Source organism: Streptococcus shenyangsis, from assembly GCF_006385785.1.
GTDB classification, from domain to species: Bacteria; Bacillota; Bacilli; order Lactobacillales; family Streptococcaceae; genus Streptococcus; species Streptococcus shenyangsis.
Genome location: NZ_VFSH01000001.1, coordinates 19,619 through 35,290 on the forward strand (window position 1 = coordinate 19,619; position 15,672 = coordinate 35,290).

General features: G+C 40.3%; 15 protein-coding genes. 2 read left to right on the forward strand and 13 right to left on the reverse strand.

The window, feature by feature from the left end; genetic code table 11:
* Positions 1-121: 121 nt before the first annotated feature.
* Both FJR77_RS00090 and FJR77_RS00095 read right to left on the reverse strand, forming a co-directional pair.
* On the reverse strand, positions 122-967 hold the full coding sequence (locus tag FJR77_RS00090) for an undecaprenyl-diphosphate phosphatase (protein WP_140833014.1): 846 nt from the start codon (positions 965-967) through the stop codon (positions 122-124).
* A 61-nt stretch (positions 968-1,028) separates the two neighbouring features.
* Complete coding sequence (locus tag FJR77_RS00095) at positions 1,029-2,918, reverse strand: DUF2207 domain-containing protein (RefSeq protein WP_140833012.1); 1,890 nt, start codon at positions 2,916-2,918, stop codon at positions 1,029-1,031.
* Between the two features lie 138 nt (positions 2,919-3,056).
* On the opposite strand from FJR77_RS00095, the gene FJR77_RS00100 reads away from it, so the two are divergent.
* Together FJR77_RS00100 and FJR77_RS00105 are read left to right on the forward strand one after the other, a co-directional pair.
* A complete protein-coding gene (locus tag FJR77_RS00100) occupies positions 3,057-4,622 on the forward strand; it encodes an ABC transporter substrate-binding protein/permease (RefSeq protein ID WP_140833010.1) in 1,566 nt (521 codons plus the stop codon).
* On the forward strand, positions 4,622-5,362 hold the full coding sequence (locus tag FJR77_RS00105) for an amino acid ABC transporter ATP-binding protein (protein WP_033680755.1): 741 nt from the start codon (positions 4,622-4,624) through the stop codon (positions 5,360-5,362). The genes FJR77_RS00100 and FJR77_RS00105 overlap by 1 nt, the downstream gene beginning before the upstream one ends.
* 90 nt (positions 5,363-5,452) lie before the next feature.
* Here FJR77_RS00105 and FJR77_RS00110 read toward each other — a convergent pair whose 3' ends face one another.
* From FJR77_RS00110 to FJR77_RS00165, 11 genes are all read right to left on the reverse strand, one after another.
* A complete protein-coding gene (locus FJR77_RS00110; RefSeq protein ID WP_001130036.1) occupies positions 5,453-5,668 on the reverse strand; it encodes a capsule biosynthesis transcriptional regulator in 216 nt (71 codons plus the stop codon).
* Positions 5,669-6,485: 817 nt separating this feature from the next.
* Positions 6,486-7,736 carry a threonine ammonia-lyase IlvA gene (gene ilvA, locus FJR77_RS00115; protein ID WP_050242204.1) on the reverse strand — a complete coding sequence of 417 codons (1,251 nt, stop codon included), beginning with the start codon at positions 7,734-7,736 and terminating at the stop codon, positions 6,486-6,488.
* 113 nt (positions 7,737-7,849) lie between these two features.
* Positions 7,850-8,872 carry a ketol-acid reductoisomerase gene (ilvC, locus tag FJR77_RS00120; protein WP_000290683.1) on the reverse strand — a complete coding sequence of 341 codons (1,023 nt, stop codon included), beginning with the start codon at positions 8,870-8,872 and terminating at the stop codon, positions 7,850-7,852.
* A 169-nt stretch (positions 8,873-9,041) separates the two neighbouring features.
* A complete protein-coding gene (gene ilvN, locus FJR77_RS00130; RefSeq protein WP_001253803.1) occupies positions 9,042-9,518 on the reverse strand; it encodes an acetolactate synthase small subunit in 477 nt (158 codons plus the stop codon).
* Positions 9,511-11,211 carry an acetolactate synthase large subunit gene (locus FJR77_RS00135; protein WP_000411736.1) on the reverse strand — a complete coding sequence of 567 codons (1,701 nt, stop codon included), beginning with the start codon at positions 11,209-11,211 and terminating at the stop codon, positions 9,511-9,513. Before FJR77_RS00135 ends, ilvN begins: the two co-directional genes overlap by 8 nt.
* Positions 11,212-11,412: 201 nt before the next feature.
* On the reverse strand, positions 11,413-13,080 hold the full coding sequence (locus FJR77_RS00140; RefSeq protein ID WP_000036655.1) for a DAK2 domain-containing protein: 1,668 nt from the start codon (positions 13,078-13,080) through the stop codon (positions 11,413-11,415).
* A 2-nt stretch (positions 13,081-13,082) separates the two neighbouring features.
* Positions 13,083-13,448, reverse strand: a complete 366-nt coding sequence (locus FJR77_RS00145) for an Asp23/Gls24 family envelope stress response protein (RefSeq protein ID WP_042901664.1) — start codon at positions 13,446-13,448, stop codon at positions 13,083-13,085.
* Positions 13,449-13,604: 156 nt separating this feature from the next.
* Positions 13,605-13,793, reverse strand: a complete 189-nt coding sequence (rpmB, locus tag FJR77_RS00150; protein WP_001140948.1) for a 50S ribosomal protein L28 — start codon at positions 13,791-13,793, stop codon at positions 13,605-13,607.
* A 105-nt stretch (positions 13,794-13,898) separates the two neighbouring features.
* A complete protein-coding gene (locus tag FJR77_RS00155) occupies positions 13,899-14,573 on the reverse strand; it encodes a LiaF transmembrane domain-containing protein (protein ID WP_140833008.1) in 675 nt (224 codons plus the stop codon).
* A 4-nt stretch (positions 14,574-14,577) separates the two neighbouring features.
* A complete protein-coding gene (locus FJR77_RS00160; protein ID WP_000776606.1) occupies positions 14,578-15,024 on the reverse strand; it encodes a LytTR family DNA-binding domain-containing protein in 447 nt (148 codons plus the stop codon).
* A gap of 113 nt (positions 15,025-15,137) precedes the next feature.
* Complete coding sequence (locus FJR77_RS00165) at positions 15,138-15,641, reverse strand: phosphatase PAP2 family protein (RefSeq protein ID WP_181146576.1); 504 nt, start codon at positions 15,639-15,641, stop codon at positions 15,138-15,140.
* Positions 15,642-15,672 lie beyond the last annotated feature (31 nt).

The following is a 15,672-nucleotide window of genomic DNA, read 5'->3' on the forward strand; positions in this document are numbered from 1 at the left end:
CTTCAAACCACGTCAGCGTCACCTTACCGTACTCAAGTACAGCCTGCGGCTAGCTTCCTAGTTTGCTCTTTGATTTTCATTGAGTATAAAACCTTGAAGAGTTGCCCCTTCAAGGTTTTTCTTATACAAATAAACGAACAAAGCTATAAAGTAGCAAGACACCACCAAGCACGATACGGTATTTACCAAAAAGAGTAAAGTCGTGTTTTTTCACATAGCTTGTCAAGAAACGAATAGCGACCATGCTGACTGCAAAGGCTACTCCCATCGCAACCAAGAGCAAGAACAATTGCCCAAAGCTCAAGAGCTGTCCTGCTTTCACAAATTTGAAAATCTTTAAGGCACTAGCTCCAAACATAACAGGAATTCCAAGATAGAAGGTAAATTCTGTCACAACAGAACGACTGGTTCCATTCAATAAACCACCGACGATTGTGGCTCCAGAACGGCTAGTTCCTGGTAAAAGGGCAAGAACTTGGAAGAGTCCGATATAGAAAGCTGTCGTATAAGGAAGCTTGTCCAACTCTGTTACACTTGGCTCGATAGCACGCGCTTTATTGCGCTTTTCCAAATAGATAAAGGCAATCCCATAAATAATCAACATGAGAGCAACTGAAACCATATTATGGAAGTGGGTATCAAACCAATCATCAAACTTAAAGACGGCAAGTAAAGGCAAAGTTGCAACCAAGACCTTCAACCACAGTCTCCAAGTCTTACGAATTTCCTGCTTGTCCTTAGTCGGTTTGAAAGGATTGAGCTTGTTAAAGTAAATCACCATAACCGCTAAAATCGCTCCAAGCTGAATTACAACATTAAACATGGACATAAAGGCTTCATTTTGATTTTGGTATTGGATAAATTCCTCTGCTAAAATCAAGTGACCTGTACTGGAAATCGGCAACCATTCCGTAATTCCTTCGACAATACCAAAGAAGATAGATTTTAAAATTTCAATAAGATACATAGATTACTCCTTTTTTCTATCTTCCATTATAGCATACTTTTTCAGTCTATGGCAGTTCTCTTTAAAAGGCTCCGATACTGCCGCCACCTCCGCCTCCAGAGAAGCCACCTCCAGAACTTCCACTTCCAGAAGATACGGAGTAGGTGCTTGCTGTATTTGCGACACTGGCATAATGGCTCATTTGCGCGCTTGAATGATAAAACATACTGTGCCAGCCATAAGCTACATAGAGGTTGATATCTGGATTTTCCACTTGAATCTGATAAACCTTCATCAAATGACTGACCTTGTCCGCATAGCCAAATAAGGTCGCATAGACCAAGAGGCGATTCCAGACCACAATACTTTCCAATTCAGCCTGATCCAATCGTGCAATCTCACGCAACATATTTTCAAAACTGGTCCAGAGATAGTAGATTTCTGCTCCTGCTTCATTTAGGACACCATCACGATTATCTAGTCGAAGCTTCCAATAATAGAAAACAGCCAAAACCAAACCTAGAAAACCAAGTATTGGCAAGAGGAGGTAAAGATAGCCATAAACATCCAAACTGTACAAGAACAAACCAAATCCGATAAATAGGGGCAGGATAGTCAAGGACCCCATACCCACTTGCAAGGCTTTTTCCCCACTAGTTAAAGGACGATAGTAATCCGGAAGCCCCCAGAAGGTAACCCGATTTCTCACTCCTTCTTGCATCTGGTTCAATACTTCTTCAAAAGAAGATTTGAGCTGACGCCCCTTTGCTTGAATCCGTTTTTCATCAGAGACTTTTGCTCTACGATAAAGACTATCAGATACCTTGTAATCCGCAAACAAATTGGAAAGAGTTTCTTCTTTTTTGCCTGAAAAAGCCAGATTTAGACAGTCTTTCTCAAAACTGGACAAACCATCTTCTTTTACTAGCCTCAAACCAACTGCATCTCCTTCTGAAATAATAGAGACATTCCCACGATCTATCACATCTAGCAAGGTAGCTTGAATAAGTTGGTCAAAGGTGAATTTACCTGCTCCTTTTGTTAGAGGACTCACTTCCTCTAAAGAGGTCGAGTAGACAGCCTCTGATAAAACCATAGGCTCTAATTCCATTGGTGGTTCATAGAGACGATGATTTTTGGCATATTTGACTGAAGGAGTGGTCTTTCTTCTATAGATAAAATAAAAGCAGACACTCAATAACAAGGAAATGGAAAGTAGCAAAGGAAATACCCAAGTAACGAGTTGTTTACTCTGATCTTTTTCTCTAACAATCGAGTCTTCTATCTTATTAAACTCTTCTAAACGATTCCCTTTCAATCCCTGATCCCTAGCGCTAGCAAAATCGGTCCGAGGCCAGTAGGCATGCAATTCAACTCCACGCTTAGCCGGAAGATCGTCCAAACGAATAGTATAATCAAGGCTACTCTTTTCAACCGTTCCCTCTCTAAAGAGTTTCCCTGTGTGGAAAAAGAGTTTTTCAGCCCCCTTGTCTCCCCTTACATGAAATTCAAACTTTCCAATAGTCCCTGAACTATCTGTCAGAGGCTGCCAATTTAATTCAGCGATATCATCATAAAGGAAAAGCAAATTCTTTAAGTTCCAGATAAGGTCAACTTCAACTGTATCGCCATCTTGACCTGGATTATAAACTTTAACAGTATAACCATCTGCTCCTTCTGTCACTTCGCTCGTAACATCTGTCAGTTCAGCACCATTTTTCGAGACCTGAACCTTTGGATGGGAATCAATGTCAAATCCGCTAGGCATCTTGCCAGCACGTCCAAGTCCCACGATTTGGCCCTTAAAGTCCTCCTCAAACTGGTAAACTATCTTCTGTCTAAATTCTGCTGTATTGTCTGCATGAATATACAAATCCCCTTGATAAGAGTTTATCTTGAAATCAATGGCAAAAACAGAGAATGGCAGAAGGAAAAACAAGCCTAAAACAAATAAGAAAAAAGTTTTTTTCATCAACTAAGCCCCCTTTTTATCTTTGCTATCATTATATCATTTTTTCATAAGTAAGGGCTTACCTATATTGAAAAATAGAGTTTTTTTCGATAAAATAGGAGACAGTTATTTTTTAATAGATTAGAAATAGGAGAAATCATGAGAAAAATATACTTATCTATTTTCACAAGTCTCTTGCTGATGCTGGGATTTGTTAATGTTGCCCAAGCCGATGAATATTTACGCATCGGAATGGAAGCAGCATATGCTCCCTTTAACTGGACCCAGGACGATGATAGCAATGGAGCTGTCAAAATCGATGGAACTAACCAGTATGCCAATGGATACGATGTCCAAATTGCCAAGAAAATCGCTAAGGACTTAGGTAAAGAACCTTTGGTTGTTAAAACCAAGTGGGAAGGTCTAGTCCCTGCCCTTACTTCTGGTAAGATTGACATGATTATTGCAGGTATGAGTCCTACTGCAGAACGCAAACAAGAAATTGCCTTTTCAAGCAGTTACTACACTAGCGAACCAGTTCTACTAGTCAAAAAAGATTCTGCCTACGCAAATGCTAAATCTTTAGATGACTTTAATGGTGCGAAAATCACTTCTCAACAAGGTGTCTACCTCTACGACTTGATTGCACAAATCCCAGGTGCTAAAAAAGAAACAGCCATGGGAGACTTCGCTCAAATGCGCCAAGCTCTTGAGGCTGGTGTCATCGATGCCTATGTTTCTGAACGCCCAGAAGCTCTGACTGCTGAAGCTGCTAACTCTAAGTTCAAGATGGTCCAAGTGGAACCAGGTTTCAAAACTGGGGAAGAAGATACAGCTATCGCCATTGGACTTCGTAAAGATGACAATCGTATTAGCCAAATCAATGCCAGCATTGAAACCATTTCAAAAGATGACCAAGTTGCCTTGATGGATCGTATGATCAAGGAACAACCTGCCGAATCTACAACAACTGAAGAGACTAGCAGTAATTTCTTCAGCCAAGTCGCTAAAATTCTTTCTGAAAACTGGCAACAACTCTTGCGTGGTGCTGGTATCACTCTTTTAATCTCTATCGTCGGAACCATCACAGGTCTCATTATCGGTCTTGCCATTGGTGTCTTCCGTACTGCTCCTCTCTCTGAAAACAAAGCCATTTATGGCCTACAAAAACTAGTCAGCTGGATCCTCAATGTCTACATTGAAATTTTCCGTGGTACTCCAATGATCGTTCAATCAATGGTTATCTACTATGGAACTGCCCAAGCTTTCGGTATCAACCTTGACCGTACACTGGCCGCTATCTTCATCGTTTCAATTAACACTGGTGCCTACATGACTGAAATCGTCCGTGGTGGTATCCTAGCGGTTGACAAGGGACAATTTGAAGCCGCTACTGCTCTTGGTATGACTCATAACCAAACCATGCGTAAGATTGTCCTACCTCAGGTAGTCCGTAACATCCTACCCGCAACTGGTAATGAGTTTATCATCAATATCAAAGATACATCTGTATTGAACGTTATCTCTGTTGTCGAACTTTATTTCTCAGGAAATACCGTGGCAACACAAACCTATCAATACTTCCAGACATTTACAATCATCGCCGTGATTTACTTTGTCCTCACCTTCACCGTAACACGTATCCTACGCTTCATCGAGCGCCGAATGGACATGGATACCTATACTACAGGTGCTAACCAAATGCAAACGGAGGATTTGAAATAATGACCCAAGCAATCCTTGAAATTAAACACCTCAAAAAATCCTACGGACAAAACGAAGTGCTAAAAGACATTTCTCTCACTGTCCACAAGGGAGAGGTCATCTCTATCATCGGAAGCTCTGGAAGCGGAAAATCAACCTTCCTACGCTCCATTAACCTACTTGAAACACCAACTGATGGACAAATCCTTTATCATGGACAAAACGTCCTCGAAAAAGGCTATGACCTCACGCAATACCGTGAAAAGTTGGGAATGGTTTTCCAATCCTTTAACCTCTTTGAAAATCTCAACGTTCTTGAAAACACAATCGTCGCTCAGACAACAGTCCTTAAACGTGAACGCACAGAAGCTGAAAAGATTGCCAAAGAAAACCTTGAAAAAGTCGGCATGGGGGAACGCTACTGGCAAGCCAAGCCAAAACAACTCTCAGGTGGTCAAAAACAACGTGTGGCTATCGCTCGTGCCCTCTCCATGAATCCAGACGCTATTCTCTTTGATGAACCAACATCAGCTCTCGATCCAGAAATGGTTGGAGAAGTCCTTAAAATCATGCAGGAACTGGCCCAAGAAGGCTTGACTATGATTGTAGTGACTCACGAGATGGAATTCGCTCGCGATGTCTCTCACCGTGTTATCTTTATGGATAAGGGTGTTATTGCTGAAGAAGGTAAACCAGAAGACCTCTTCACCAATCCTAAAGAAGACCGAACAAAAGAATTCCTTCAACGTTATCTCAAATAAAAAGAAAAGGCTGCATCAACCGTGCAGTCTTTTTGCTGGCCAAAAAATGAAAAGGCAGACCCAATTCAAGAATCCGCCATTATCCAAAGATTAATCTTCAAATTTTTCATGATTTTTTTCATAGAAATCAATTAAACCTAGAGCTGTTTCAAATGAAATATTTTTTACTTTTGCACGACCCTGCGCTAGAGCAATGATAGACATTTCACGCGCATTCGTTTCTTTAGAGATACGGTAGCCTGTGATTTTCTTATCACGAACCCAGCCAACAACTGATTCTACTTTTTCAAAGTTTGACTTAGCCATGTCCTTCTCCTATTTTCTTCTTTACGATATATTATTCTATACGTTTTTATGTCTTTTGTCAATAAAAAAACATATATTCAATAAAATAAAAGATTTTTATTTTTCTTACTTCTTTTTTAAAGCCGATAATATATAGGTTTTTACTTGCTATAAACCATTAGCAAGCACCTAAAAAATAATTGAATTATTAAACTTTAAATTCGCAAAAATATTCACCGAGAAAAAATACCAGTTTCTCAATAAGATAAACAGGAGTCATATCTATATCTTCATTTTAATCTATAAGTTTGTCAAAGAGAATCTTCCTTTTCGGACTATCTCATATCTATTTTATCCTTTCTATTTCCTTTGTTTCCCTTCCTATTATAACTTTTTTAACCGGTACAATTGACTTATCTCATCAAATTTTGCATATTCTTATAACACACCGCTATTACAATCAGCATTTAGAATAGAACTTCCTAGTATTCCAAATGTTCTACTCGCCTCATATTACTGCTATCATATACTATATTCAATCAACTCACCAAATCTACTTTATAAGCATTGATTATTTTTTCTAATTCCTATTATATTTAATCAAACTTAAAATTAGATATATATAAAATATGGTATTCTAAAAAATAACCCTATATATAACAAGTCATTCTTCTTTATTATCATAAGCTGAAATAAAAAATAATAGGTGCTATAGTGAGTTGTAGTAGAAATAGCACGATAGATTTCCTAAATCCATAGGAATCGCCCCCTTTCTTCACCCTCATTATAACACCTATACATCGATTGTGCAAATAATATGATATTTTTTTATTAGTCCTCAGACAAGCATATTATAGAGCGTTTCATTACCATTTAAGTTAATATAAGCTGGATCAAAACCTTCCATTCTACGGATTAAACCTGCATAATCATGCTTATCTGCTAAGGCAATCCCAATCAATACAGGCCCTGTACCCTTGCTAGCTCGTTTGATATACTCAAAACGTGTGATATCATCATTCGGCCCCAAGATATCATTTACAAACTCACGCAAAGCTCCTGGACGCTGTGGAAAATTGACCACAAAGTAATGCTTGATGCCATCATAAATCAAGGCACGCTCTTCCATTTCTGGCATACGGTTGATATCATTATTTCCTCCAGAAATGATACAACAAATGGTTTTCCCCTTGATATATTCAGCTAAAACCTCTAAAGAGGCGATACTAGCCGCTCCAGCAGGTTCTGCGACAATCCCTTGCTTAGAGTAGAGGTCAATCAAGGTTTCAGAAATCAGACCCTCGTCAACACCTACCAAGGTTTGAACATGTTGACGAGTTGCCTCATAGGTCAACTGACCTACCTTTTGCACAGCAATCCCATCCGCAAATTTATCAATTTCTTTGAGTTTAACAGGCCCACCAGCTTCAAAGGCAGCCTTCATGGAACGTGCCCCATTAGCCTCTACTCCTATGACTTCAATCTCTGGATTTGTTTCTTTGATATAGGTAGAAACCCCAGCAATCAGACCGCCACCTCCAACAGGAACCAAGACAGCATCAAAATCAATCGATTCTTTTCGAGCTTCTTCTAAAATCTCATAAGCAACGGTCCCTTGACCAGCTTGAACATGTGCATCATCAAAAGGATCAATAAAGGTACGATTTTCAGAGACTGTAAATTCTTGAGCTGCTTTAGCTGAGGCATCAAAGGTATCTCCAACTAGTTTAATGGTTACGAAGTCCCCACCAAAAAAGCGAACTTGACCAATCTTTTGTTGCGGCGTAGTAATGGGCATAAAGATAGTAGCAGGAATTTTCATCTCATTACAAGTATAGGCAACTCCCTGCGCATGATTTCCTGCAGAAGCACAGACTACCCCACGTTCACGCTCTTCCTTGCTGAGCTGGGAAATGGCATAATAAGCACCACGGATCTTAAAAGAACGAACACGCTGGGCATTTTCTTTTTTCAAATAAATCTTAGCACCATACTTCTCCGATAAATAATGGTCGTAATCCAGTGGGGTATTCACAACCACACCGTTCAAGACTTTATGAGCCTTGATGATATCTTTTGAACTTAACATCATTTTCTCCTAGACTATTTCATACTATCACAATCCATCCTCTTAAAAGAGAGATGAATTGATTATAAAAGCGAGTTAGTCCCCCAACTCGCCTTCACCTTAATTTCTATAAATTAGTTATAGATTTTGAATGCATCATCGTCGTTTTTACCAACGAAAGGCATTGCCTTACGCAATTCTGCACCAACTTTTTCAATTTCAAGGTTAGCTGCTTGTTCACGGTAAGCAGTCAATTTTGGACGTCCAGCTTTGTAGTCATTTACGAAGTCATTTGCAAATTTACCATTTTGGATGTCTGCCAAGACAGCTTTCATGTTTTCTTTAACTTGTTCAGTAATCACACGTGGACCTGATACATAGTCACCGTACTCAGCAGTGTTTGAAATAGATTGACGCATTTTCTTGAATCCACCTTCGTAGATCAAGTCAACGATCAATTTCATTTCGTGAAGAACTTCAAAGTAAGCCAATTCTGGAGCATATCCTGCTTCTGTCAAGACTTCGAAACCTGCTTCGATAAGGGCAGTCAAACCACCACAAAGTACAGCCTGTTCACCAAACAAATCTTCTTCAGTTTCTTCTTTGTATGTTGTTTCAAGAAGACCTACACGGGCAGCTCCAACACCTTTACACCAGTCCATAGCAATGTTTTTCGCATTTCCTGTTGCATCTTGGTATACTGCGTAAAGAGCTGGAACACCAAATCCTTCTTCATAAGTACGACGTACCAAGTGTCCTGGTCCTTTAGGTGCACACATGAAAACATCTACATCCGCAGGAACTTTGATAAACTCAAAGTGGATATTGAAACCATGAGCAAATCCAACTGCGTTTCCAGCTTCCAAGTTTGGAGCGATTTCTGCTTCGTACAATTCTTGTTGGATTTCGTCTGGTGCCAAAATCATGATAACGTCAGCCAATTTAGTTGCTTCTGCTACTGTGTAAGTGTCAAATCCATCTTCTTTTGCTTTGTCAAAAGATTTACCTGGACGTACACCGATGATGACATCGCGACCTGAATCACGCAAGTTTTGAGCATGCGCATGTCCTTGCGAACCATAACCAATAACGGCGATTTTTTTACCGTCAAGTGCTGCTACTTTAACATCTTTTTCGTATTCCATTTGAACTGCCATAGTTTTTTCTCTCTTTTCTATTATTTATTACCTTTTAGGCTGGTTTAACAAATTTAAGTTTTTTTATACTCAATGAAAATCAAAGAGCAAACTAGGAAGCTAGCCGCAGGCTGTACTTGAGTACGGCAAGGGGCAGCTGACGTGGTTTGAATTTGATTTTCGAAGAGTATTAGTCGCGGGTAAATCCAGTTGCACCCGTTCGAGCAATATTACGAATACCATATGGTCGAATAACTCTCAATAGAGCTTCACTCTTTTCAGCATTTCCTGTCATCTGAATGGTAATCGAACTTGGTGCTACGTCTACAACTGTTGCACGGAAAGGTTGAATAATAGCTAGAATCTCAGCTCGCTTCTCAGCTGGCGCTGACATCTTAACCAAAATCACCTCGCGCTCCAAATGAGGCTTGTCTGTAATATCTCGAATGCGAATCACATCAATCTGACGATTGAGTTGCTTGATGATTTGCTCCACTTCATCATGTGAAGCTACATCAATAATAATGGTGATGCGTGATACATTCGGATCTTCTGTTGCTCCAACAGAGATGCTTTCAATATTAACCTGACGACGAGACAGAACGCCAGTAAAGCGATTGAGGACTCCTGAACGATTTTGTAGTTTTGCTGTTAACATTCTACGCATGGAACTTCACCCCCAACATCTCATGATTACTCTTACCAGCTGGTACCATTGGTAACACCTGTTCCTTACGAGAAATATCTACCTCGATTAGCATAGGTACATCCTCCGTAATGACTTCAAGGTCTTGATCCAAGGTCTCAGGATTGTCAAATTTATAGTTTTTAATACCGTAAGCTTGTGCCATCAATTGGAAATCAGGAAGGGTATCAAAGACTGACTCAGACGTTCTACCTTCATAGAAGGATTCCTGCCATTGGCGAACCATTCCAAGTGAGTGGTTGTTCAGCATAACCACCTTGATTGGCACCTTGTAAATGTTCAAAATAGCCAATTCCTGGTTAGTCATTTGGAAACCACCATCTCCAACAAACAAGACAACTTCCTTATCTGGGTTAGCAATTTTAGCTCCAATTGCTGCTGGAATTCCAAATCCCATTGTTCCCAAACCACCTGAAGTCACTAACTGACGTTCATTTTGGTAGGGATAATACTGGGCTGTCCACATTTGGTGTTGACCAACATCTGTTACCACAATGGCATCTCCATTCGTCAATTCACCAATTCGTTCAATAACAGCTTGCGGTTGAACCACACGTTCTTTCTTATCATAAGAACGAACGCGGTTCTTGTCTTTAGTAACTTTCTCAATCCATTTCTCAGTATTGTTATGAACTGTTGGTTCAGCAAGCAACATTTGCAAGGCTTTCTTAGCATCTCCAACCACAGGAATATCTGCACTGATAATCTTGCCAATCTCGGCTGGGTCAATATCAATATGAGCAACCTTAGCATTCTTAGCAAAAGTCTTAGGATTACCCGTCAAGCGGTCATCAAAACGGCAACCAATACTAATCATAAAGTCAGCTTCTGTCATGGCAATATTAGCTGCGAATGACCCGTGCATGCCTCCCATTCCAAGGAAGAGTGGGTGACTCGTTGCAATCGTTCCTTGTCCCAAAAGACTGGTTACCACTGGAATTTGATAACGTTCTGCAAATTCATTTAATTCTGCAGCTGCTTCAGCATAACTAATCCCACCACCAGCTAGCAAGACTGGCTTTTTAGCCTTGGATAATTGCTTCAAGATTTTCTTGATTTGCATATCATTTGGCTCAAGAGTCGGTTGATAGCTTGGTAGGTTCACTTCTGGTGAATAGATGAAGTCCGTTTCTAAAGCAGATACATCTTTAGGTAGGTCAATGACGACTGGCCCTGGTCGACCTGTAGTTGCGATATGAACAGCTTCCGTAATGATACGAGGAATATCAGCTGTCTCACGAACTTGGTAATTGTACTTAGTGATTGGCATGGTAATTCCCACAATGTCTGCCTCCTGAAAGGCATCCTTCCCAATCCCAGCTCGCGCCACCTGACCTGTAAAGACCAAAAGGGGAACGCTATCGCTCATGGCATCTGCAATCCCTGTAATGGCATTTGTTGCTCCCGGTCCGCTAGTGACGACGGCAACACCCAACTTTCCAGTTGATTTGGCATATCCTTCAGCTTCATGCAAACAACCTTGCTCATGGCGTCCTAGAATGTGGCGAATTCCTTTAAAATTATATATCGCATCATAAAAAGGCAAGACTGCACCACCAGGATAACCAAAGATGGTATCAATTCCTAAATCACGAAGTGTTTCCAAAACTAGGTCCGACCCCGTCTTAGGAGATTCTAAACTGATTTTCTCCATTGTTCCCCTTTCTTTCCTCTTAAAAATAACTTGTTACTATCATACCATTTTTTCAAGATTTTTCAAGAGAAAAGAAGAAATTTTCTGAATTTTCTATTTTAACGTTTATTTATGAATGTTATTTTTGTTTTTATTAAAAAAGATACCGATTTCATTTACTATCAAATAAAAAAGAACTGATTTCTCAGTCCTTCATTAATCTTATTCCACACTAAATAGGTATGGGTAAACTGGTTGTTGACCTTGGTGAATCTCAACTTCAACGTCTTCGAATTCTTCTGCGATTTCTTGAGCAATTTCATTGGCAAGTTCTTCGCTCCCGTCTTCACCGACATAGAAGGTTACGATTTCACTATCTTCATCCAACATATGTTTCAAGGTTTCTGTCAAGGTTTGGTGCATATCAGGGTTTGACACGAGGATTTTCCCATCCACCATACCAAGATTATCATTTTCATGGATTTCTAAACCATCAATGGTTGTATCACGAACGGCTGTTGTGACGCTTCCGCTAACGACATCGCTAAGAGCAGCAGTCATACGCTCTTGGTTTTCTTCGATAGACTTGCTTGGATCAAAGGCAAGAAGACTTGTCAAACCTTGAGGAAGAGTACGAGCCTCTACCACTACTGCTGGTTGCTCCAAAACTTCTGCTGCAGATTGAGCTGCCATGAAGATGTTCTTGTTGTTTGGCAAGAAGATGATGTTACGAGCGTTGACCTGTTCAACAGCCTTGATAAAGTCTTCTGTTGAAGGGTTCATAGTTTGACCGCCTTCGATAACATAATCCACACCTTGAGAACGGAAGATATCTGCTAGACCTTTACCAGCCACCACAGCAATCAAAGCATATTCTTTTTCTTCAGCAGGCTTGCTAACTTGAGCAGCTTCTTTCTCAACCTGTGCTTCGTGTTGGTTACGCATGTTGTCAACTTTTACCTTGACCAAGCTACCATATTTGAGACCTTCTTGCATAACAAGTCCTGGATCTTCTGTATGGACATGGACTTTGACAATTTCATCATCGTTAACAACGAGGAGAGAATCTCCAAGTTCATTCAAGTAGTTACGGAATTCGTCGTAGTCAAAATCTTTAGCATAGGTTGGACCTTGTTTAAGGGCTACCATGATTTCAGTACAGTAACCAAACGTAATGTCCTCAGTCGCTACGTGACCAGCTACAGACTTATGATGCTCCGCATTGATCATTTCACTCATGTTGGCAGGAGTCGCTACAAAGTCCTCAGATGCAATATATTCACCAGTAAGGGCTGAAAGGAACCCTTCGTAGATGAAGACCAGTCCTTGACCACCTGAGTCCACAACTCCAACTTCCTTCAAGACTGGAAGCATATCTGGCGTTTTAGCTAGAGCGGTTTTAGCACCTTCCAAGGCTGCACGCATTACTTCAACAGCATCATCTGTTTGCTCAGCCTTTTTCTTAGCACCGATAGCAGCTCCACGCGAAACTGTCAAAATCGTTCCTTCAACAGGTTTCATCACTGCCTTATAGGCAACTTCCACACCTGATTGGAAGGCAAGGGCCAAGTCTTGACCTGTTAACTCGTCTTTATCCTTGATGGCTTGTGAAAATCCACGGAAAAGCTGAGACGTAATAACTCCTGAGTTCCCACGCGCGCCCATCAAAAGACCTTTAGCAAGAATGCTCGCTACTTCTCCAACTGTAGAAGCTGGCTTGTCGGCAACTTCTTTGGCACCATTTTCAATGGTCATTCCCATATTTGTCCCAGTATCTCCATCTGGAACTGGAAAAACGTTTAATGAATTGACATATTCAGCTTGCTTATTCAAGCGAGTTGATGCAGCCTGCACCATTTCTTGAAATAAGCTAGTAGTAATTTTTGACACGGTTATTCTCCTACAACTTTGATATTTTGAATGTAGACATTTACAGTCTGAGCAGTAATTCCAAGTTGGTTTTCCAAACTAAAACGAACACGCTCTTGAATGTTTTTTGACACTTCGCTAATCTTTGTTCCGTAGCTCAACACGGTATATACATCAACTGCAATACTGCCATCTTCGGTCGCTTTTACGACGACACCTTTGGAATAATTTTCCTTACCTAGAAGGGCTTGGAAATTATCTTTGAGGGCATTTTTACTAGCCATACCGACCACACCAAAAATCTCAGTTGCTGCTCCACCTACGACGGTTGCAATCACTTCATCTGTTAGTTCGATTTGACCATCTTTTGTATTAATTTTTACAGTCATCCTTTTTACCTCAACTAGTTGATACTCTATTTTATCATATTTCAGCCCAAGTGTAAAAGCAGAATACTGTCTCAGCGGATATTTACTCTATTATTCAAATGATGTTATACCCGTAATAAAAGAAAAAAGACCCTAAGGTCTCCTTTACTTTTATTATTAAACGCGTTCAACTTTACCTGATTTCAAAGCACGAGCTGAAGCCCAAACTTTTTTAGGTTTACCATCGATAAGAACAGTAACTTTTTGAAGGTTTGGTTTTACGGCACGTTTTGTTTGGTTCATCGCGTGTGAACGGTTGTTTCCTGATACAGTCTTACGACCTGTAAAGTAACATACTTTAGCCATTGTGTTTTCCTCCTATTAGATCTAATATAGCGGATGTGCTAGCACCACATACCGTACTATGTTATCACACTTTTTCCATTTTTGCAAGGGAATTGGAAGATTTTTTTATTTAACGTAAACAATTCCCAATTTCCCAAAAGCCACATCTCCACGGATAATCAAGGTTTTGCTGGTTGGGGCTAGAGAAGTATCTGACTTGGCTACACCACAGAAAGTTTCCACCTTCAAATCAACTCTCCAATGTTGGGGAACATAGATAACTGCATTGCCAAAACCAACTTCCACTTTCAGGGTTGCGCTATCTCCTAAAATCTCTGCATTGTCATAATATATCTTGGCATTGCCAAAACCAACTTCAACTTGGTCTTCTACCAATTCTTGGTCTTGCTTGTAGAAAGTCCCTGTACCAAAAGCGACTTCCTTATCTGTAAGAATGGTCTTTTCACCATCATACCACCATTTTTTTCCATTCCAAGTTCTGTTAGAATGAGTGAGTGCGCTGACACCCATTACGATTAAAATACTAGCCCAAAATAAAGACTGATTTGGAATCGGTAAAATATCATAAAAGTGGTTAGCAATCATGAGGGCTACTAGAGCTGTAAAAGAGGCTGAGGTTAAGTGGCGACGCAACAAAGCTCCGACTGATTGGTAGGCAAAAAAAGCAATACCAATCAAGGGCCAAATGTCCCCTCCCAGAGAAGGGATTCCAAAATTCCCCTGTAATAATACTAAAGCCGCCAAAATAAGCAACACAATACCAAATGCTTTCTTTTTCATGTTCTTACCTCATGTTTCTTAGATTTTCTTTTAGGAGGGATTGGTAATGTCGTGAGACATGAACCTCCTTGTGGGTCTGATAAAAGGAAATAGTGCCCGTTCCTGAAAAGGACTTGTCCACCGAGTAAACCTGACGGATATTAGCAATAGTTGACTTGGATACCCGACTAAAATAGCGAGGAAGGATAGCCTCTAACTCATAGAGTTTAAGCCGAACCTCGTAGGCATCTTTCTGGGTATGGGCATAAATCTTGCTACCTTCCGTCTCAAAGAAGAGAATTTCCGACAAGTCCAGATAATATTCACCCGTCCCCTTGTAAAAAATCAACCTAGGAGACTTGGATTCTTGCAAGAGCCGCTGTAAATCCGCAATCTCATCTGTCAAAGCCGCTGCCTTGATGACAATTTCAGTTTCCTCTAAATTGCTGTCAATTTCGATTCGTAACTTCATTCCATCTCCTTTCTGACTCTACTATATCAAAGCTAAAATAAGAAAACAAGAGCAAAAAGGCAAGTGGTTACTTTAACCCCGTAAGTGGTTCTAGGATCACCTTAACTTGCAGGTCAAAATAGAAAGAAAATCACACCCCATACAAGACCACAAATATATCCAACCAAGACATCCTTAGGATAATGGACGCCACCTAGTACTCTTACTAGGCCCAGGAAGACTGACAAGATCAACAAGATAACCCCTACAGATAGACTAGCATGTAAGCAAGCCATGGAGATAATGCTTGCTGAAAAGACATGACGACTGGGCATAGACTGACCAGGACTATCTCTGTCAAGCAAGGGTTTAATATCCCATTCCTCATAAGGCCTAGGGGCATTGATTTTCTTACGAAGAAGGGATAAAATCACAAAACCTGTAGCAGAGATAAACACATAGATCAATACCTGCTTTCCAAATCCTTCTTGGAAATAGGTAGTTACTAACAAGGTCAGATAAACTATAGGCATAACTACGGTCATGAACCGATTGAAAGTTCTTAACAGTCTCAGAAGAAAGGGCTTATTTTCAATCTTACCAGCGATGTGGTTATACCATTCTTGATAATTTTTCATATATTTTCTCATCACTTACTCAAATTTTACT